Raw genomic sequence first — 18389 nt, forward strand, 5'->3', positions numbered from 1 at the left:
CTAATAGCAAATGCAATAAAAAAGGCAGCGTCTGGGTTCAATCAGACACTGCCTTTGTTTTTTCAAAGTAGAAGATTACTCGATGTCGAGCATCACCACTTTGCCCATCTTCTCAAGTTCGGCTTTATATAACGAAGCGTCCCCTACAATCATGTAGACAATATTGTCGGTGGTAAACAGGTCAGACTGCTCGCGCACATCGTCTAGTGTTAACTTGTCATATTCCTGCTGTAGTAGCATTGGATAATTCAGAGGTTTCCCCTGCATCAGACTGGACTGAATTTCAGACAGCACACTGTTGTTAGTCTCAAATGAACCCGGCAGCTTGCGGACCTCGGTAGTAACTGTTTCTGAAAGCTCGGTTTCTGTAGCCGGATTCTTACCGTTATATTCTTTCATTTCACGATCGATCTCTTTGATAGAGTCAACGGTTTTATCGCTCTGCACGGGCGCATAGGCGAACCATGGACGCATACCCGCCGTGGTCAGCGACATGGTACGGGCACCGTAGGCCCAACCTTTGTCCTCACGCAGATTCATATTCAGACGTGCCGTGAATTTGCCGCCAACGATAGCGTTAGCGGTGTCGATTGCCAGCGCATCTTCATCGGTAACGGAAGGAATTAATTTACCCGCCAGAATCAACGACTGCGGTGAGTCCGGGCGATCAGCCAGATAGAACGTCCGGCCCTTCACCTGCGGCACATCAGCAATGTCTTTTTTACCTGCTTTACCAGAAACTTTCCACTCGCCAAAGCTATCGTTCAGCATGGCTTTCAGCGTCGATTTCTCAATATCGCCTACCACGATGATTTGCGCATTATCCGGACGTAGCCAGGTGCTATGGAAATCTTTCAGCGTTTTAGTGGTAATGTTGCCCACTGACTCATTGGTACCCGAACCGGTTAGCGGCATGCCATAAGGATGATCGTTACCAAACAGCAACGTCGGCAGTTCCCGGAAAGCAAGCTGAACGGGCTGAGATTTCTCCTGCGCAATGTTCGACAGCCAGATTGGCTTCAGTTTGGTCAGATCATTATCTCGCATTGCAGGTTTTTGAATCACTTCACTGAAAAGCGACAGTGCAGGCTTCAGATTCGCCGTCAGTGATTGTAGATGGGCATAAGAGCTGTCCAGCGATGCGCCGAAATAACTGGCTGCGCCCAACATATCCATTTCGGTTTTATATGCCTCGCCGTCAGTTTTACCACTTCCCTCTTCCAGCATCCGCATGGTCATAGAAGACGTGCCCAGCGGATAACCACTGGCATCAGCGGCGTAACCACTGTCAAATACCACGCGCATGGAAACATCAGGCACCGCATCGCGTTTTACAAAGTAAACGGAAATGCCGTTGTCCAACTTGAACTCTTCAGGCGTCGGGAACGCAAGTTCAGGCATTTCGGTGACTTCAGGGAGTTTAGCGCGATCTGCGCTTTCACTGCTCACAGCATAATTAGGGAACGGACGCACAATCACCTGATGAAACCCGCCGCTCAGCCACGCTTTTGCGACCTCGTTGAGATCTTTTGGTGTTGCACCGGCATAGCGCTCGAGACTCTCCATATAGTGATTTGAGTCATCGGCGTAAAGCTCACCTTCGGCCAGTACGTTTGCCTTACCACCGAAGCCGCCGATTTTCTCCATACCGCGAATCGTCCGCGACAGCGTGCGCATACGGGCACCGTCCAGCTCAGACTTGGTTACCTTAGACTTCACCAGCTTTGCGATTTCCTCATCAATGATAGCGGAAACCTTTTCTTCATCCGCGCCGTCTGCCAGCGTCACTTCTACATTGAAAATACTGGCAAGCGTGTGTTCTTCAACATAGGCACTGACGCCGGTAGCCAGTTTTTCTTTTTCAACTAAACGCTGATAGAGACGCGATGTTTTACCTTCACCGGCAATTTTTGCCAGCAGGTTCAGCGCTTCAATATCGTCGGTAGTACGACCTGCCACCGGCCACACCCGATAAATTCTCTCGGCAGCGACCTTATCGAAGACCTCTTCATAGCTGCTGATTTCTTTTTCCGGCACATAAGATCTCAGGCGCTTAACTGGCGGCCCAGGCGGTATATCACCGAAGTAATGTTCGACCTTTTGTTTGGCTGCTTCAGCAGTAATATCACCGGCCAGTACAATAACAGTATTCGCCGCTCCGTAATATTGCTTAAACCAGTCTTTCACGTCGTCCAGGCTCGCGGCATTGAGATCTTCCATGGAGCCAATGGTGCTCCAGCGATACGGATGGCCTTCCGGAAAAATCCCTTTCAGCAAACTATATTCAGCTTTACGATATGGTGAGTTATCGCCCTGGCGTTTCTCGTTCTGTACAACGCCACGTTGGTTATCCAACTTTTCCTGCGTAATCGCCCCGAGTAAATGCCCCATGCGGTCCGATTCCATCCAAAGCGCCAAATCTACAGCCGTAGACGGTACGTTCTGGAAATAATTCGTGCGATCAAACCAGGTGGTCCCGTTCATGTCGGTGGCACCGACCTGTTCGAACGGCTTAAAGTATTCGCCGTCATAGTTCTCAGAACCATTAAACATTAGGTGCTCGAACAAATGGGCAAAACCGGTTTTACCTGGTTTTTCGTCTTTTGAGCCCACGTTGTACCACACCGACACCGCCACAATAGGCGCCTTATGATCTTCGTGAACCAGTAAGGTTAATCCATTGTCGAGTTCATAACGTGTGTGGGGAATTTCAAGGCTGTTAACGTCGATAGATTGCGCAAATAGGCTGGTGTGCGTAACCGCGAGAGCGGCCAGCAGAAGCGTCTTTTTCATGAGTTCTGTCCGTAGTCATTATTTTAGGGGCATTGAAGCGAAGCGACCATGTATAAGCCGCAACCCGGCCAACGTCTTTGTGACCAATTTTTATACTAGCGGATATTTGAACTGGGTGTGACGAAAAAAACGTTACTAAATATAAATATCAAGATGCTTAATTTTATCTTCATTTTCTGCATCTGGTTCAGCATCCTGATGTTCCTGCTCCTCTTTCAGATTCGCATTGCTTTCCTTGGTCTCATGTTCTTCGGCCATATGCCCATCTCGACCATACAAGTCATCATGCTCATGGAGATTCTGCTGATATTGCTTCCGCTCCTGTTCACTGCTGACACGGCGCTCTTCATCGTGCTCCATTCGCTCATGTTCACCAAGCGCTTCAATACGAGTAATTTTGCCAATTTTTTTCACGCGATTTCGAAATTGAACCGGCACGCGGCTATCCCGGGGAAGAATGGGAAACAGCAAATCATTTACCATAATTTCGCCTCCATTTATGACAATACTTGCACAAACACGTCAGTTTCGACCTTTTAAACTGAAGGATATAACTTATGACCAAACATTTGGTCTAATAATTCCCTAAAAAAGCCGTTTTGGGGTTGATTTAGCGCAGCCGATTAGCTAATGTTTGCCGCGTCTAAAGATTGGAAAGAATTACGTTACATGTTTAATTGCGCTGCGAACCATCACCACCATCATAAAGCATAGCCTTTCAGGTTTGTGCTGGAAGGTTATTTGTTCCTTCCAGCGGCGCAGATAAAGAATTCTCGACCCCCGGAAGGAAACTTCCGGGGGTTTTTCGTTTTAGCAGCTTCAAATCAGGTTCATAAAAGAGGAATGTTCACATGGGTGACAGCAAACGTCTGCGTATTGCAGTTCAAAAATCAGGCCGTTTAAGCGATGACAGCATCGCGCTGCTAAAAGCGATCGGTATAAAACTCTACATTCGCGACCGCCTCCTCATTGCCCATTCAACCAATGAGCCTATCGATTTGTTACGCGTTCGCGACGATGACATTCCAGGCTTGGTCATGGACGGCATCGTTGATCTCGGCTTCATTGGCGAGAACGAGCTGGAAGAAAAGATGCTTGAGCGTCAGTCTGCAGGTAAGCCCGCAGATTTTGAAGTTCTGCGTCGCCTGGACTACGGCGGTTGCCGCCTTTCTCTGGCAGTGCCGCAAGAAATGACGTACGAAGGTGTTCAATCGCTGGAAGGCAAAAAAGTCGCAACCACCTACCCTTACCTGCTTGAGCGCTACTTTAAAGAACAAAATATTAATGCCCGTGCGGTCATGCTGACCGGTTCAGTGGAAGTTGCACCTCGCGCTGGTGTGGCCGATGCCATCTGTGACCTGGTATCGACCGGCGCCACACTGGAAGCCAACGGTCTGGTAGAAGAAGATGTGATTTTCCGCTCCAAGGCAGTGCTTATTCAGCGCGCCGACGGTGCCCTGTCCGATGAAAAGCAGGCGCTGGTTAACCGCCTGGTGCCGCGCATCGACGGTGTGACTCAGGCTAAAGAAAGTAAGTACATCATGCTGCATGCACCAAAAGCCTATCTGGAACAGGTGAAGAGTCTGCTGCCAGGCGCAGAGAACCCAACGGTTCTGCCACTGGCTGGCGTAGATGATGTAGTAGCCGTTCACGTGGTCAGCCCTGAAGATCTATTCTGGGAAACCATGGAAAAACTGAAATCCTTAGGTTGTCGCTCTATTCTGGTTATGCCAATTGAAAAAATGATGGGTTAATCTGCAATGATCAACTGGTCCTCACTCTCACCTGCCGGGCAGACCGAAGCCCTTGCCCGGCCGGTAATGAAAAATTCAGACAGTCTGCGGGTGACCGTTTCAGACATTCTTGCTGCGGTTCGCCAGCAGGGCGATGCCGCGGTGCTGGAATACACCCGCAAATTTGACTGCGCCGCACTTGAATCTCTTCCTTTGTCCGTTGCGAAGCGTGATGAACTGGCGGCCCGGGTTGCTGATGAAGTCAAAGAGGCTTTGTTAGTCGCGTTCAATAACGTAAAACAGTTTCACGAAGCACAAAAGCCTCAGGATATTAACCTCACTACTACGCCGGGCGTAGTCTGCGAGCAGCGTTTTACCGCGCTGGATGCAGTTGGCCTGTATATTCCTGGCGGCAGTGCGCCGTTACCGTCAACCGTGATGATGCTGGGTGTACCGGCGCTGGTTGCCGGTTGCGAACGCAAAGTGCTGTGTACGCCACCTAATCAGGCCGGTGAAATCGCGCCGGAAATTGCCCTCGCCGCTTCATTATGTGGCATTGAAGAGATTTACCTCTGTGGCGGAGCCCAGGCCATCGCTGCCATGGCATTCGGCACAGAAACCATTGCTAAAGTAGATAAGATTTTTGGCCCGGGTAACAGCTTTGTAACTGAAGCCAAACAGCAGGTCAGTCAGCGTGCTGATGGTGCCGCTATCGATATGCCAGCCGGTCCTTCAGAAGTATTGGTACTGGCTGACGGCAACGCCAATGCCGCATTTGTGGCTTCGGATTTATTGTCTCAGGCAGAACACGGTCCGGATTCCCAGGCCATTTTAGTGACTGACAGCGAAGCGCTGATTGAAGTCACTAAAGCACAGGTAGAAGTGCAACTGGCAAAACTGTCCCGCAACAGCATTGCCTCACAGGCAATGGAGAATGCACGTTATATTCTCACCGGCGACATTAGCGAAGCCGTGCTGGTTAGCAATGCTTACGCGCCAGAGCACTTAATCGTGCAGACCGACAATGCCCGTGATCTGCTGATCGATATCAAGTATGCCGGTTCGATTTTTGTCGGCCGGTGGTCGCCAGAGTCTGCAGGTGATTACGCTTCAGGCACTAACCACGTACTGCCAACCTATGGCTACGCAAGAAACTACTCCAGTTTGGGGCTGCTTGATTTTATGCGTCGCTTCACTGTGCAGGAACTGTCTGCCGACGGCATGCGTAATCTTGGGCCCGCCATTATGAAGCTGGCCAGCGCCGAAGGCCTTGACGCCCACGAACAGGCCGTTGCCCTGCGCATGGCTGAGCTCGATAAGGGGGATGATCAATGAGCAGCCTGGTCGACCAACTGATAAATGACAACCTGATCCCGCTGAAGCCTTATGAGTCAGCGCGCCGCCTTTACGCCGGTGGCCAGGACTGGCTGAATGCCAACGAATCACCGTTTGCCAACCACTACGATGTGGACAGCAGCCACTTCAACCGCTACCCGTCCTGTCAGCCGGACGGCGTGATCAACGGGTACGCGACTTATGCTGGTGTTGCAAAAAGCCAGCTGATGGTGACCCGCGGCGCTGATGAAGGCATTGAACTACTCATCCGCACGTTCTGTACGCCGGGCAAAGACAGCATTCTGATTTGCCCGCCTACCTACGGCATGTACGCCATCAGTGCAGAGACCTGCGACATTAGTGTGAAGAAGGTGCCTCTGAAGTCCGATTTTAATCTGGATGTGGAAGGCATTTGTAGCAATGACGATGTGAATGTGGTGTTTATCTGTGCGCCGAACAATCCTACTGGCACACAAGTCGCCAAACAGGATTTAGACACTGTACTTCGCCACTTCACTGACAAAGCGCTGGTGGTTGTGGATGAAGCCTACATTGAGTTTGACGCAGAAAACACCTGGGCGAGCAAGCTGGCCGAGTATCCGAATCTGGTAATCCTACGCACCCTGTCCAAAGCCTTTGCCCTAGCCGGTCTGCGCTGCGGTTTTACTATCGCTAATGACGATGTGATTGCTGCGCTGATGAAAGTGATTGCGCCCTATCCTATTCCGGATCCGGTGGCGCAGATTGCTGCCGAGGCGTTAAGCGAAGAAAACATCGGTCGCCTGCATGCACAAGTCAATATTCTCAACACCGAAAAAGCCCGTCTCACGGAAGCACTGGATGCGTTTGAAGAGTTTGAGATGGTGGGCGACACCAAAGCCAACTACGTGCTGTTCCGTTATGCGCGCTGCAAAGAACTTATGGCATATTTGGTTGAGCGCGGCATGCTTATTCGCGACCAATCCAAACAGCTGAATCTGGAAAACTGCCTGCGCGTAACCATCGGCAGTCCGGAGCAGGACGACCGCCTGCTACAGCTAATTAATGATTATTTTTCCCAGACAGGAGCTTCCAAGTGAGTCAGCAAGCTATTTTATTTATCGATCGAGACGGTACGCTGGTTGAAGAGCCGCCGGTAGATAAGCAATTAGACAGCCTGGAAAAGCTGGTATTTGAGCCAAACGTTATTCCTGTTTTACTAAAATTAAAAGCTGCCGGTTTCTCACTGGTGATGGTGTCGAATCAAGACGGTTTAGGCACTGACAGCTTCCCGCAGGAAGATTTCGACAAGCCGCACAATGCGATGATGGCGATTTTCGAATCTCAGGGCGTCACGTTTGATGATGTGCTGATTTGTCCGCACTTCGACCACGAAAATTGTGCTTGCCGCAAACCTAACCTCGGGCTGGTTAAAGACTACCTGCAACAGGGCCGCATCGACTTCACCCGTTCTTATGTGATTGGCGATCGCATCACTGATGTGCAGCTGGCCGAAAACATGGGCATCAAATCATTCCAGTACAATCCGGAAACCAACAACTGGAAAGACATTGAGAAAGCCCTGCTGGCGTCTTCCCGAATTGCCGAGGTAGTGCGTAAAACCTCAGAAACCGATATCCGCGTGCGGGTGGATTTGGACTCTACGTCCAAATCACAAATTCACACCGGGATGGGCTTCTTCGACCACATGCTGGATCAGATTGCTACCCATGGCGGTTTTGAAATGCAGGTGTCGGTTGACGGCGATCTGCACATCGACGATCACCACAGCGTAGAAGACACGGCACTGGCTCTGGGCGACGCGCTGAAAAAGGCGTTGGGCGATAAGCGCGGCATTGGTCGCTTTGGTTTCGCACTGCCTATGGATGAATGTCGTGCCGAGTGCATCATGGACATTTCTAACCGCCCTTACCTGAAAATGGATGCCGAGTTCAGCCGCGATCAGGTTGGCGAAATGGCCACCGAAATGGTACCGCACTTTTTCTATTCACTGGCGCAGAGCATGGGCCTATCCCTGCACCTGTCCACCAGCGAAGGAAACGCGCACCATCAGGTAGAAAGCCTGTTTAAAGTGTTTGGTCGTGCATTACGTCAGGCCATTACCCGTCAGGGCGATGCCTTGCCGAGCAGTAAAGGAGCCCTGTAATGGCGCAGAAGATTGTCATTGTAAACACCGGCTGTGCGAATATCTCGTCGGTAAAGTTTGCCCTTGAGCGCCTGGGCGTTACTGTCGATGTGTCTGATGATTTCGACATTATCAAAGCCGCCGACAAAGTGTTTCTGCCCGGCGTGGGCAGTGCCTATGCCGCCATGCGCAGCATTAACGGCAAGAACCTTACCGACACCATTCGTTCACTGGAACAACCGGTGCTTGGCGTGTGTTTAGGTATGCAGCTAATGGTCGAAACCTCGGATGAAACCAGTAATGGCCAAATTGACTGTCTGGGTCTGATGCCTGGTCACGTTGCCCGCCTGCAGGCCGGTAATCTGCGCCTCCCTCACATGGGCTGGAACACGGTTACGCCGCTTGAGAGCAACACGCTGTTCAAGGGCATTCCGGCTGACACCTATTTCTATTTTGTGCACAGCTTTGCCGTGCCGGTATACGACAAAACCCTGGCTACCTGTGAGTACGGCCAAACGTTTTCTGCCGCCCTGCACAGCAATAACTTCTTCGGTGTGCAGTTCCACCCCGAGCGAAGCGGCGAAGCCGGCGCACAACTTCTGACTAATTTTGTGGAAATGTAATGATTATTCCAGCAATTGATTTAATCGACGGCGCCGTAGTGCGTCTGTTTCAGGGCGACTACAACCAGAAAACCCAGTACCAGAAAGATCCGGTAGACGTGGTACACGACTACGCCGAACAGGGCGCTGAGTGGCTGCACATTGTCGACCTCACCGGTGCCAAAGACACCAGCAAGCGACAGCTTACGCTTATTCGCAAAATGGTCGATACACAACGCATGAAGTTTCAGGCTGGCGGCGGTATTCGCAGCGAAGAAGACGTGGCCCAGCTGTTAGATTCTGGTGTAAGCCGCGTGGTCATTGGTTCATTGGCAGTAAAACAGCCTGAGCTGGTGAAAGGCTGGATGCAGAAATACGGCGCGGAAAAAATTGTGCTGGCGCTGGATGTAAACATCAACGACGCCGGTGAACGTATGATTGCCACCCACGGTTGGCAGGAAGACTCCGGCGTGGCGCTGGAAGGCCTGCTGAAAGATTTTCAGGAAGTGGGCGTGAAACACGTGCTGTGTACTGACATCAGCCGTGACGGCACCCTGCAAGGCAGCAATGTAGATTTATACACCGACGTATGTGCCCAATTCCCGCAAGTAAGCTGGCAAGCTTCCGGCGGCATTGGCGGCTTGGATGACATTCGTGCTCTTCGTCCTACCAATGTAGGCGGCGTGATCTTAGGCCGTGCCCTACTGGAAGGTAAATTTACCGTTGAGGAGGCAATCGCATGCTGGCAAAACGGATAATTCCCTGTCTCGACGTTCGTGACGGCAAAGTAGTAAAAGGCGTTCAGTTCCGTAACCATGAAATCATTGGTGACATCGTGCCGCTGGCCGAACAGTACGCTAAAGCCGGTGCCGACGAACTGGTGTTTTATGATATTACCGCGTCGTCTGATCAACGTGTTGTCGATAAAAGCTGGGTAAGCCGTATTGCCCAGGTCATCGACATTCCGTTCTGCGTAGCCGGTGGCATTAAATCGGTAGAAGACGCAGGACGCATTTTAGAAATGGGCGCGGATAAAATTTCCATTAACTCCCCTGCTCTTTCTAATCCAGATCTCATTAACGAGCTGCACGACATTTATGGTCAGCAGTGCGTGGTCATTGGTATCGACAGTTTCTACAACGAGGCGAATGGGCGTTACGATGTGTACAAGTTTACCGGTGACGAAAGCCGCACTCAGCAAACTCAGTGGCACACCATCGACTGGATTAAAGAAGTACAGTCACGCGGTGCAGGTGAAATCGTACTGAACTGCATGAATCAGGACGGCGTGCGTAAGGGCTACGACATCGAACAGCTGAAAGCCGTGCGTGAAGTATGTAAGGTACCACTCATCGCCTCTGGCGGTGCCGGCGCCATTGAGCACTTTACCGATGTATTTAAGCAGGCAGATGTGGATGGCGCGCTGGCCGCGTCAGTATTCCACAAAGGCATCATTGATATGCACGAACTGAAAGATACTCTGGCGTCTCAGAATATTCCCATGTGTATCCGTCACGCCCGTTAAGGAACCAATTTAATGATTATTACTAAAGAAAATCTGACGCAACTGGCGTGGGATAAAATGGACAATATGCTCCCGGCTATCGTGCAGGATGCGGTGTCTGGCAAGGTACTGATGCAGGGTTATATGAACCCGGAAGCACTGGAAACGACGCTGGACACGAAAAAAGTCACTTTTTTCAGTCGCTCTAAACAGCGTTTGTGGATGAAAGGCGAAGAATCCGGCAACGTACTGAATCTGGTAGAAGTGGGCAGCGACTGCGATAACGACAGCCTGCTTATTCTGGCTCGTCCTAAGGGCCCAACGTGCCACACTGGCGCGGAAAGCTGCTGGTTCGATAATAACCCGGCTTCGTTCAGTTTCCTGGCAGATCTTGAGCGGGTACTGGCGGATCGCAAGTTTTCCGACCCGGATTCCAGCTACACGGCATCTCTGTACAGTAAAGGCATCAAACGCATTGCCCAGAAAGTGGGTGAAGAAGGCGTGGAAACCGCGCTTGCAGCGACGGTGCAAGACAAAGAAGAGTTAAAAAATGAAGCGGCTGACTTGCTGTATCACCTAACCGTATTACTTCAAGCCAGCGATATGTCCATGGACGATGTCATTGCTGTGCTACGTGCTCGTCATCAGAAGTAGCATTGATGCCAAGCTGCTGTGCAGCGTCTTTCAGGCGCTGTACCACTGCTTTGTCAGTACCTTTACTCGCCGCGAGATAGCCCGTTAACGCCAGCTCTGGAATATCGGTCACCGGTACAATCTCTTCCCCGTTGATGTTTAATCGTTTTGCCATGGGTGCAATAAGAGACGGGTCCTCAATGATAAAATCTACTGTCCCACGAACCAGAAAATTCCACGAACACTGAATGTCGGCACACACCATGAGGTTATCTCCCTCGGTAAACCCCTGCTCGACCAACCAATCATGTGCCACATCGTCGCGCTGCACGGCGAAGGTAAAACGTGAAATGGTATCCATGGTAACCAATTTGTTTGCCCGTGCTTCATCCCGAAGGCCGACTACCGATAAGTGAAATTCCGATACCTTGGCTATCCAATAAAACTTATCTTTCCGATCTGCAGTTTTAGCAAGTGAAAAGATGAGTGTATCGGCATTTTTCTCCGCCAGGGTATACGAGCGCGCCCAGGGATAAACGGAAAAATCGGCGTCCAATGCAGCAAGTTTAAGGATCTGGCGAACTTTGTCGGTACTTTCCCCCGCCACACGCCCATATTTATCTACGTAGTGAAGCGGCGGTGATGACTCTGTGACCACAGACAGTCGCGGTGATTGCGCATAAGCGAACCACGGAAACAAAATAAACAGGGCAGTAAATAAGCGCATGTTGCATCAATGAATTATGATTATAAAACATACAATATCACTGTTTTACAAGAATAGCAGCCTAAGCCTTTAATGGATTACAGGAAGCCTACCAGGCAACTCAGCCACGATTTGAAAGAATTTGTTACATCTGCAACTGAACAATACAACCCGCTTAGCGCTCTAAGCCATGAGCAATTATCGACACAGAGGAAAAGATGAAAAAAGGACTCTCACTGAAAAAGATCTGGCAGGAAAATAAATCGTTTTTTATTTTTCTGGGACTCATGTTGTTTGTTCGCGCCGGTGTGGCGGACTGGTATTACATTCCCTCCGGTTCCATGGAGCCGACTATTGAGGTTGGCGACCGAATTTTTGTGAACAAACTGGCTTATGATGTCAAAGTGCCTTTCACCGACATCAGCCTAACAGAGACTGGCTCCCCTTCCCGTGGAGATATCATCGTTTTCGACAGTAAAGCTGCAGACAATCGCTTGATTAAACGTATAGTGGGCTTGCCCGGCGACCGCATCGCCATGCGCAACAACGTGTTGTATCTGAACAATCAGCCCCTACACTATTCCGGCGATGATGAAGATAAGCAGGAGCAATTGGGTGAAGTGCTTCATCAGATCCATCTGGACAAAACCGGCTCGCCGCTATCCTCCTTCAATACGGTAACTGTACCGGAACATCATGTGTTGGTGCTGGGCGACAACCGAAATAACTCAGCAGATTCCAGAGTACATGGCTTTATTCCTATGGATGAAATCATCGGCAAAGCCTCGCACATCGCCTATTCACTGGATAACGACAACGCCTATATACCAAGGCTCGCACGCACATTTCAGACGCTTGAATAAAAAAATTTAAAATTTTTTACTTGGAGGTGTTGAAAAGTTTTTTTTAGCACCTACATAGTAATTGTCGGCGCTTGATAGCAAGGTCGACAGAACCGCTGCCGCTATGTCGGGGCAAACATTTTAAACATATTGCTTTATAAAAAGGATATGACTATGCGTACTATCGATCTATCTCCACTTTACCGTTCTTTTATTGGTTCAGACCGCCTAGCATCTTTAGTGGATGCCGCTTCACGCTCTGAAAGCCAAAGCACCTATCCCCCTTACAATGTTGAATTACTGGGCGATGATAAATACCGCATTTCCATGGCCATTGCTGGCTTCTCTTCTGACGAAGTGGAAATTGTTGCACAAGACAACACCTTAACCGTAAGCGGAAAAAAAGCTCAACAGGAAAATGCCGCAGAGAGAAAGTTCCTGCATAAAGGCCTGTCTGAGCGTAGCTTCGAACGTAAGTTCCAACTGGGTGACCATGTGAAAGTCACCGGTGCAGATTTAAAACACGGGCTGCTTCACATTGAACTCGCACGGGTAGTGCCAGAAGCGAAAAAACCGCGTCGTGTTGAAATTGGCAAACCAGCATCAGATTCCGCTGAATAAGCCTTAAATACTTTGTTATTGATTTCCGGTATCGGTTTCCGTTGAGCCGATACCGTTAAAAAACCAGCTGCCGTATTCGGGGCTGACAACTTTACATATTGCTTAATTGAAAGGATATGACCATGCGTACTATTGATTTATCACCACTTTACCGTTCATTCATCGGCTCAGACCGTCTGGCTTCTTTTATTGATAACGCCACCCGCTTTGAAAGCCAGAGTGCGTTCCCTCCTTACAACATTGAGTTGCTAGAGGAAAATAAATATCGCATCTCTATGGCTGTAGCAGGCTTCGCCGACGATGACATTACCATTGAAGTGCAAGAAAACACCCTCACCGTCACCGGCAAGAAACCGGACGATGAAAAAGATGCAGCCCGTAAATTTCTGCACAAGGGGATTTCTGAGCGCAACTTTGAACGCAAATTCCAGCTTGGCGACCATGTGAATGTTACCGGCGCGAACTTGGAAAATGGCTTGCTAAGTGTGGATCTCGAGCGAGTTATCCCTGAGGCGAAAAAGCCCCGCAAAATTGAGATTGGCAACGCGGCCATCGAACACAAAGCTGAATAACTAACAGCAGAAGAATTGAGAACGGCACCTTCGGGTGCCGTTTTTGTATTCTGCGTTTATAAACCCGCTTCCTGAAACGCATTTTCATCCGGTAATAGTTACAGCTGAAGATACTATTTTCATAGCACGCCGGTTCTTCTCTCTGAACTATTTAAAAAAAGAAGCAGTAGATAACTTGCAATACACTGAAATTAATTAAGTTTTCAACTCTTAGATATATTCCGATGAATACAGCGTACTGGCATTTAAGATGCAGCGCTTAAAGCATAACTGTTTTTTGTTGAAGCGTATTCAACGAGCCAGATAGCTTAAGGAGTAACCGATGACCATTAATCAATTACCCACACTAGCACAGGCTGAACTAGAAGCTAGAAGACATGCCCAGGAATCCGAAGCGACTACAGAAGAACCTACAGCGACGGCGGCCGTTGCACCGGCTGAAGCGCTGCAGGCAGATGAACAACGCGAACAAGTACGTGAACAAGACATACGTGAGCAGGAAATACGTCGCGAGGAAGTCCGACGCCAGGAAGAGCGACAGGACGAGATAGAGCAACGACAAGCCCAAGAGGCTGAACGTCGTGCAGAGCGTAACGATGAAATAGAGCAACGTCGTACAGCTCGTGAAGAAAATCGCCAGCAGATATTGCGTGAACTGGATGAGCGTCAGGATGAGCGACGACAGGCCGAAGCCCGTTCTGATGAACGCTTGGAACAACTACGTGAAGAACGTGAAGCTCTACGTGAGCGAAGACTCGCGTTGCAGGAACAAGACCAACTTCAAGCACAGGAACAGTTAGCGAATCGCCGTGATGCTGCAAGGTTGCAGGCTGAACGCGAAGCAACCGATGAACTTCGCAATGAGCAGGCGCTGCAACAGCCCGCGACTGACAATTATGATCAAGTGGCGGGAGATCCGTCACGCCGCACTGCATTGGCGGATGACGAGGAGGAACTGGCAATCCGACTGAACTTCGATCAGACAACGGATTTAAATGCGCCGGATGAAAACCTCGAAGGGGCAGCGCCGGTCACCACAGCGACTGAAGTAACTGAGGTACAGTCTACGGCCATTGAAACGCTGGAAGACGTAGCCACAGTAGATCCATACGGGAATGAGGATTTAGCTGACACCATACAACTACTCCGGGCAGAAGCGGATGTTCTGCGCGAAATGCTAGAAATTATCGAAGTGGATGATGCCTCTCTACAAAGTGAACTTGACGACATCGAGCAGCGACTAGAGGATGAAACAGAGCGTGAAGCGAATCGCCTGCAAGCAGACCAAGGGTCGACAGACAGGCTGGGCAACTTTATTGACTCAGTTAGCTAATGAAAAACGGGCAGCGAGTAAGCTGCCCGATTCATATCCAAAGCATTGTTACGCGAAGAATGTTAGTGACAAAATCTTTTGGGTAGCAGCAGTCAGCGCTGCTTATTTAAACATGCCGTAAGCGACCAGAAAATCAATTAATACCCGGGTGCGCTGGGGAATGTGTTTGCGCGACGGGTACACCAAGGAAAACGCCAATCGTTCACCACGCCACTGGGTAAATATCGGTGTTAACGCCCCAGAATCCACCTCATCCTGAACCGTAGAGGGTAAAAAAGATGCCACACCCAGCCCAGATGCGGCCATTTTATGAATTAGCATAGGTGAATTACAACGGTGGTAATTTGTTGGGGTGATAACGCGGGTACCTGACGCGTTATGCAACCTTACCGAGTTATTCCAATTCGGCAAATCCAGCAATACCCAAGGCAGATCGGTTAAGCCTTCAACATTTTCAGGCATACCATATTTCGCCAGCATTTCAGGCTGTGCGTATAAAGCAAAAGCCTCTTCGTGCAATACTCTTGCTATTAACGAAGCATCTTTCGGAATACCAATACGCACCGCTAAGTCGACCTTGTCGTGGATCAGATCTATGCGTTCATCGCTGACCAGAAAATCCACGTAGACGTCGGGATACTGCGCTTTGAAGGCCACCAGCGCAGGCATAACAAATTTATGGGCGATATCGTGATTGGCAGTGATAGCCACCCGTCCTACGGGGTGCTCTGACGCCGTAATACTGTCGATGTTTTGCAAGACTTCCTGTAGCACCCTCGCCCGCGCATACACCCGATTCCCTTCCTCGGTAACGGTGAGTTGACGGGTCGAGCGCTGAAGTAAACGGCTGTCCAATGCACTTTCCAGCTCGGCAATTTGCTCACTCACACGGGAACGACTGGTGTGCAGCGCTCTGGCGGCAGCAGCAAAGCTACCCGCCTCAACCACCACACAAAAAATGGCCAGATGTCGAAGGTATTGATAGTCCATCAACCTTGCCACCAATTGTACTCAAAACCAGAACACTGCATTCTTTTTTGTCCTACTTATTAATACACCGATGTTACCTCATAATAATTTCATCGAGCAACACACCGACAAATTAAACTAATTTTTCAAATTCGATTTTTTTAAGAATACGAGGTAACTAAAAATGATTGGAATTACTGGCGCAACAGGTCAATTAGGCCAACTGACAATTAAAAATCTGCTGAACAAAATCCCTGCCGATACCATCGTCTCTCTGGTGCGGTCACTGGAGAAAGCGAAGCAATTGAACCCCGGCATTGAGGCGCGAGCGTTTAACTACGATACCCCTGAAACCCTTGAGCATGGCTTGCATGGTGTAACCACGCTGTTTCTGATTTCGGGCAGTGAAGTGGGTAGCCGCGTGCCTCAGCACACCAATGTTATTAACGCGGCGAAGAAAGTGGGTGTTTCCCACATAGTGTACACTAGCCTGCTGCGAGCAGATACGTCTAAACTCGCGCTGGCAGAAGAACACAAGGCCACCGAACAGCTCATCAAAGAATCTGGTATTCCTTACGTGATCCTGCGAAATGGCTGGTACTCTGAAAACTATCTTCAGGGTGTACAAGCTGTGATTGACTCTGGTGTTCTCGCGGGTGCTGCAGGCTATGGCCGCATCGACACGGCAACAAGAAATGATTACGCGGAAGCGGCCGCGGTGGTGCTGAATAACGTCAGCCAGCATGTGGGTAACGTTTATGAACTGGCAGGCGACGCGTCGTTTACGTTGCAGGGCTACGCAGATGCTATCAGCGCGGTCACGGGTAAAGACATTGCTTATCATCCTATGACACCGGATGAATATCAACACTTCTTAACAGATGTGGCGGGACTTCCTGCTGGTCTGGCCGGGGTATTGGCGAATTCAGAACAGTACGCGAAAGAAGGAGATTTAAGTGGTTCAAGCAACACGCTGCACGAACTCATTGGCCGTGCAACGCCGTCAATCACTGACTTGTTGAGACAAGCGGTATAACGACTTACCAACCGTCGGCGCTGTCCCAGACTTCGCTGACGGTTTGATTATCGCGGGTAACGAAGTACTTACGATATTGCCCTGCTGTAGCGCAGGCATGGTTCGGTAAGATTCGAAGCTGACTGCCAAATTCGAACAGACCGTCTGGAATTGGCAGTTTATCTTTATGCTCGATAATACCATGTTCCTGATTAGTCATACTCACATACCAGCCATCAAGCACCTTGCCGGCCGCATCTGCCACCAGCCCATAACCATGATTGTTGCTTCCCTTATCACGGGAAAGTCCCATCCAGCCTGCATCAACCAATACCCAATTTTTGTCCGGCTGATGCCCAATCACGGTAGTTAGCACCGATAATGCAATATCCTCCACTGCACAAACGTTTAGATCTGCCATTACCAGGTCAAAGGTGGCATAAACCCCTGCACGAATTTCAGTTATGCCCGTTTGCTTGTAGTCTGACAATGCCGTTGGCGTAGAACCCACGGAAACCACGCGGCAAGGCAAGCCTGCATCGGCTAATCGCTCTGCGGCCATTGCGGTACGTTCACATTCCTGCTTGGCCATGGCAGTTTGCGCAGCTTGCGTGTTGCAGCCGTAAGACGCGCCTGCATGTGCCATCACGCCAGAGAACGCAAGTTGTTCAGCATCATTGATTTGTTTTGCCATGGAAAGCAGCGTATCACTTTCGGGGGCGATGCCAGCGCGATGATCATCCACATCCAGTTCTATGACTACACTGAGCGGCTTGCAGAACAAACTGCTGGCACGCGTTAAGGCATCGACAGCTGACGGATTATCTACGGCGACGGTTATCGCTACGCCGTCGGCGAGTAGTCTGTTTACCGCCTCATACTTGTTCGGCGTTAGGCCCACGGCATAGAGAATATCCTGATAGCCTGCATTGGCAAAATAGCGGGCTTCCGCCAGGGTAGAAACCGTGATTGCAAAGGGTAAAGGCGCATAAATCGCAGCAGCTTGAGTACTTTTTAGTGTTTTAACATGAGGGCGCAACGGCAAATCTACAGTGCGACATTTTGCCAGCATCCGTTCGCTGTTTTGCTCAAGACGATTTATGTCGATGACACAAGCTGGGGTGATCAAAGCAGAAAGTAAGGTCATACGCCCCTTATTGGAATCAAATCCTGTTGATTAAATAATGTAGTGAATCATAAATAAATTCGCGCAGGCGAGAAACAGCATAGACAGAAACGTCAGGATCATCCCTGATAATCGCTGCCAACTCACGCCTTCACTCAAACGCAGGCCATACGCATGAAGAATGCGGCCGAACAATAACGCACAACCGCCAGCATGGATCACCCAATGTTGTGGATGCAAGCTTTCCAGGCAAGCTAGCAGGATGAGCGTTAAGGGCACATATTCATTGAAATTACCGTGCACTCGGATAGCTCGCGCCAGCTCGGCATTGCCACCGTCGCCTACACCAATTTGGGCGCTACGGCGAACATTAATAACAGCAAATGACAGATAGATATAGCACAGGGCCAGCAAACTGGCATAAAACGCGGTGATTGGAAAACTCATAGTCGTCAGTTATCTTTATTCTGGTTATTGTTA

Annotated in this window: 19 protein-coding genes and 1 other annotated feature; of the genes, 13 read left to right on the top strand and 6 right to left on the bottom strand. The window is 49.8% G+C overall.

The features are described from left to right. Positions 1 to 75: 75 nt before the first annotated feature. Both ACXAGX_RS20125 and ACXAGX_RS20130 read right to left on the bottom strand, forming a co-directional pair. Positions 76 to 2793, bottom strand: a complete 2718-nt coding sequence (locus ACXAGX_RS20125) for a M16 family metallopeptidase (protein ID WP_474840598.1) — start codon at positions 2791 to 2793, stop codon at positions 76 to 78. 135 nt (positions 2794 to 2928) lie between these two features. Continuing rightward, entirely contained in the window at positions 2929 to 3276 is a 348-nt protein-coding gene (locus tag ACXAGX_RS20130; protein WP_474840601.1) for a hypothetical protein, read from the bottom strand. Between the two features lie 206 nt (positions 3277 to 3482). After that, positions 3483 to 3599: a sequence feature (His leader region), on the top strand. 45 nt (positions 3600 to 3644) lie between these two features. On the opposite strand from ACXAGX_RS20130, the gene hisG reads away from it, so the two are divergent. The 8 genes from hisG to hisIE are packed head-to-tail and all read left to right on the top strand — an operon-like array spanning position 3645 to position 10746. Next, a complete protein-coding gene (gene hisG, locus ACXAGX_RS20135; protein ID WP_474825043.1) occupies positions 3645 to 4547 on the top strand; it encodes an ATP phosphoribosyltransferase in 903 nt (300 codons plus the stop codon). A gap of 6 nt (positions 4548 to 4553) precedes the next feature. After that, a complete protein-coding gene (hisD, locus tag ACXAGX_RS20140; protein WP_474840603.1) occupies positions 4554 to 5861 on the top strand; it encodes a histidinol dehydrogenase in 1308 nt (435 codons plus the stop codon). Beyond that, positions 5858 to 6940: a histidinol-phosphate transaminase gene (gene hisC, locus ACXAGX_RS20145; protein ID WP_474840605.1), complete on the top strand. Its 1083-nt coding sequence runs from the start codon at positions 5858 to 5860 to the stop codon at positions 6938 to 6940. Before hisD ends, hisC begins: the two co-directional genes overlap by 4 nt. Next, entirely contained in the window at positions 6937 to 8007 is a 1071-nt protein-coding gene (hisB, locus tag ACXAGX_RS20150) for a bifunctional histidinol-phosphatase/imidazoleglycerol-phosphate dehydratase HisB (protein WP_474825046.1), read from the top strand. The genes hisC and hisB overlap by 4 nt, the downstream gene beginning before the upstream one ends. Then, positions 8007 to 8609 (top strand): imidazole glycerol phosphate synthase subunit HisH, encoded by a 603-nt coding sequence (gene hisH / locus ACXAGX_RS20155; RefSeq protein ID WP_474840607.1) that lies wholly within the window; start codon positions 8007 to 8009, stop codon positions 8607 to 8609. Before hisB ends, hisH begins: the two co-directional genes overlap by 1 nt. Then, complete coding sequence (gene hisA, locus ACXAGX_RS20160; RefSeq protein WP_474840609.1) at positions 8609 to 9346, top strand: 1-(5-phosphoribosyl)-5-[(5-phosphoribosylamino)methylideneamino]imidazole-4-carboxamide isomerase; 738 nt, start codon at positions 8609 to 8611, stop codon at positions 9344 to 9346. Before hisH ends, hisA begins: the two co-directional genes overlap by 1 nt. Then, positions 9328 to 10113, top strand: a complete 786-nt coding sequence (gene hisF / locus ACXAGX_RS20165) for an imidazole glycerol phosphate synthase subunit HisF (protein ID WP_474840611.1) — start codon at positions 9328 to 9330, stop codon at positions 10111 to 10113. Before hisA ends, hisF begins: the two co-directional genes overlap by 19 nt. Positions 10114 to 10125: 12 nt before the next feature. After that, positions 10126 to 10746, top strand: a complete 621-nt coding sequence (hisIE, locus tag ACXAGX_RS20170) for a bifunctional phosphoribosyl-AMP cyclohydrolase/phosphoribosyl-ATP diphosphatase HisIE (protein ID WP_474840613.1) — start codon at positions 10126 to 10128, stop codon at positions 10744 to 10746. On the opposite strand, the gene ACXAGX_RS20175 is transcribed toward hisIE, so the two are convergent. Further along, entirely contained in the window at positions 10712 to 11452 is a 741-nt protein-coding gene (locus ACXAGX_RS20175; protein WP_474840615.1) for a substrate-binding periplasmic protein, read from the bottom strand. The genes hisIE and ACXAGX_RS20175 overlap by 35 nt on opposite strands. A 197-nt stretch (positions 11453 to 11649) precedes the next feature. Here ACXAGX_RS20175 and lepB point away from each other — a divergent pair, with 197 nt between their 5' ends. The 4 genes from lepB to ACXAGX_RS20195 all read left to right on the top strand — a co-directional run bounded on the left by lepB (position 11650) and on the right by ACXAGX_RS20195 (position 14799). Beyond that, on the top strand, positions 11650 to 12294 hold the full coding sequence (gene lepB, locus ACXAGX_RS20180) for a signal peptidase I (RefSeq protein WP_474825052.1): 645 nt from the start codon (positions 11650 to 11652) through the stop codon (positions 12292 to 12294). Positions 12295 to 12447: 153 nt separating this feature from the next. Beyond that, positions 12448 to 12894: an Hsp20 family protein gene (locus ACXAGX_RS20185; RefSeq protein WP_474840617.1), complete on the top strand. Its 447-nt coding sequence runs from the start codon at positions 12448 to 12450 to the stop codon at positions 12892 to 12894. Between the two features lie 122 nt (positions 12895 to 13016). After that, positions 13017 to 13466 (top strand): Hsp20 family protein, encoded by a 450-nt coding sequence (locus tag ACXAGX_RS20190; protein WP_474825054.1) that lies wholly within the window; start codon positions 13017 to 13019, stop codon positions 13464 to 13466. A 322-nt stretch (positions 13467 to 13788) separates the two neighbouring features. After that, positions 13789 to 14799 carry a hypothetical protein gene (locus tag ACXAGX_RS20195; protein ID WP_474840619.1) on the top strand — a complete coding sequence of 337 codons (1011 nt, stop codon included), beginning with the start codon at positions 13789 to 13791 and terminating at the stop codon, positions 14797 to 14799. A gap of 102 nt (positions 14800 to 14901) precedes the next feature. On the opposite strand, the gene ACXAGX_RS20200 is transcribed toward ACXAGX_RS20195, so the two are convergent. After that, on the bottom strand, positions 14902 to 15789 hold the full coding sequence (locus ACXAGX_RS20200; RefSeq protein WP_474840621.1) for a LysR family transcriptional regulator: 888 nt from the start codon (positions 15787 to 15789) through the stop codon (positions 14902 to 14904). Positions 15790 to 15952: 163 nt separating this feature from the next. On the opposite strand from ACXAGX_RS20200, the gene ACXAGX_RS20205 reads away from it, so the two are divergent. Beyond that, positions 15953 to 16804, top strand: a complete 852-nt coding sequence (locus ACXAGX_RS20205; protein WP_474825057.1) for an SDR family oxidoreductase — start codon at positions 15953 to 15955, stop codon at positions 16802 to 16804. Positions 16805 to 16808: 4 nt separating this feature from the next. On the opposite strand, the gene ACXAGX_RS20210 is transcribed toward ACXAGX_RS20205, so the two are convergent. Continuing rightward, positions 16809 to 17930, bottom strand: a complete 1122-nt coding sequence (locus ACXAGX_RS20210; RefSeq protein ID WP_474840623.1) for an alanine racemase — start codon at positions 17928 to 17930, stop codon at positions 16809 to 16811. 30 nt (positions 17931 to 17960) lie between these two features. Beyond that, a complete protein-coding gene (locus ACXAGX_RS20215) occupies positions 17961 to 18356 on the bottom strand; it encodes an MAPEG family protein (protein ID WP_070125166.1) in 396 nt (131 codons plus the stop codon). Between the last annotated feature and the right edge of the window lie 33 nt (positions 18357 to 18389).

This window comes from Alteromonas sp. ABV4_515, assembly GCF_056160345.1.

Excerpts from the sequence above, each read along its gene's own strand:
- ACXAGX_RS20125 (WP_474840598.1), bottom strand. The coding sequence starts at position 2,793 with ATGAAAAAGACGCTTCTGCTGGCCGCTCTCGCGGTTACGCACACCAGC.
- ACXAGX_RS20130 (WP_474840601.1), bottom strand. The coding sequence starts at position 3,276 with ATGGTAAATGATTTGCTGTTTCCCATTCTTCCCCGGGATAGCCGCGTG.
- hisG (WP_474825043.1), top strand. The coding sequence starts at position 3,645 with ATGGGTGACAGCAAACGTCTGCGTATTGCAGTTCAAAAATCAGGCCGT.
- hisD (WP_474840603.1), top strand. The coding sequence starts at position 4,554 with ATGATCAACTGGTCCTCACTCTCACCTGCCGGGCAGACCGAAGCCCTT.
- hisC (WP_474840605.1), top strand. The coding sequence starts at position 5,858 with ATGAGCAGCCTGGTCGACCAACTGATAAATGACAACCTGATCCCGCTG.
- hisH (WP_474840607.1), top strand. The coding sequence starts at position 8,007 with ATGGCGCAGAAGATTGTCATTGTAAACACCGGCTGTGCGAATATCTCG.
- hisA (WP_474840609.1), top strand. The coding sequence starts at position 8,609 with ATGATTATTCCAGCAATTGATTTAATCGACGGCGCCGTAGTGCGTCTG.
- hisF (WP_474840611.1), top strand. The coding sequence starts at position 9,328 with ATGCTGGCAAAACGGATAATTCCCTGTCTCGACGTTCGTGACGGCAAA.
- hisIE (WP_474840613.1), top strand. The coding sequence starts at position 10,126 with ATGATTATTACTAAAGAAAATCTGACGCAACTGGCGTGGGATAAAATG.
- ACXAGX_RS20175 (WP_474840615.1), bottom strand. The coding sequence starts at position 11,452 with ATGCGCTTATTTACTGCCCTGTTTATTTTGTTTCCGTGGTTCGCTTAT.
- lepB (WP_474825052.1), top strand. The coding sequence starts at position 11,650 with ATGAAAAAAGGACTCTCACTGAAAAAGATCTGGCAGGAAAATAAATCG.
- ACXAGX_RS20185 (WP_474840617.1), top strand. The coding sequence starts at position 12,448 with ATGCGTACTATCGATCTATCTCCACTTTACCGTTCTTTTATTGGTTCA.
- ACXAGX_RS20190 (WP_474825054.1), top strand. The coding sequence starts at position 13,017 with ATGCGTACTATTGATTTATCACCACTTTACCGTTCATTCATCGGCTCA.
- ACXAGX_RS20195 (WP_474840619.1), top strand. The coding sequence starts at position 13,789 with ATGACCATTAATCAATTACCCACACTAGCACAGGCTGAACTAGAAGCT.
- ACXAGX_RS20200 (WP_474840621.1), bottom strand. The coding sequence starts at position 15,789 with ATGGACTATCAATACCTTCGACATCTGGCCATTTTTTGTGTGGTGGTT.
- ACXAGX_RS20205 (WP_474825057.1), top strand. The coding sequence starts at position 15,953 with ATGATTGGAATTACTGGCGCAACAGGTCAATTAGGCCAACTGACAATT.
- ACXAGX_RS20210 (WP_474840623.1), bottom strand. The coding sequence starts at position 17,930 with ATGACCTTACTTTCTGCTTTGATCACCCCAGCTTGTGTCATCGACATA.
- ACXAGX_RS20215 (WP_070125166.1), bottom strand. The coding sequence starts at position 18,356 with ATGAGTTTTCCAATCACCGCGTTTTATGCCAGTTTGCTGGCCCTGTGC.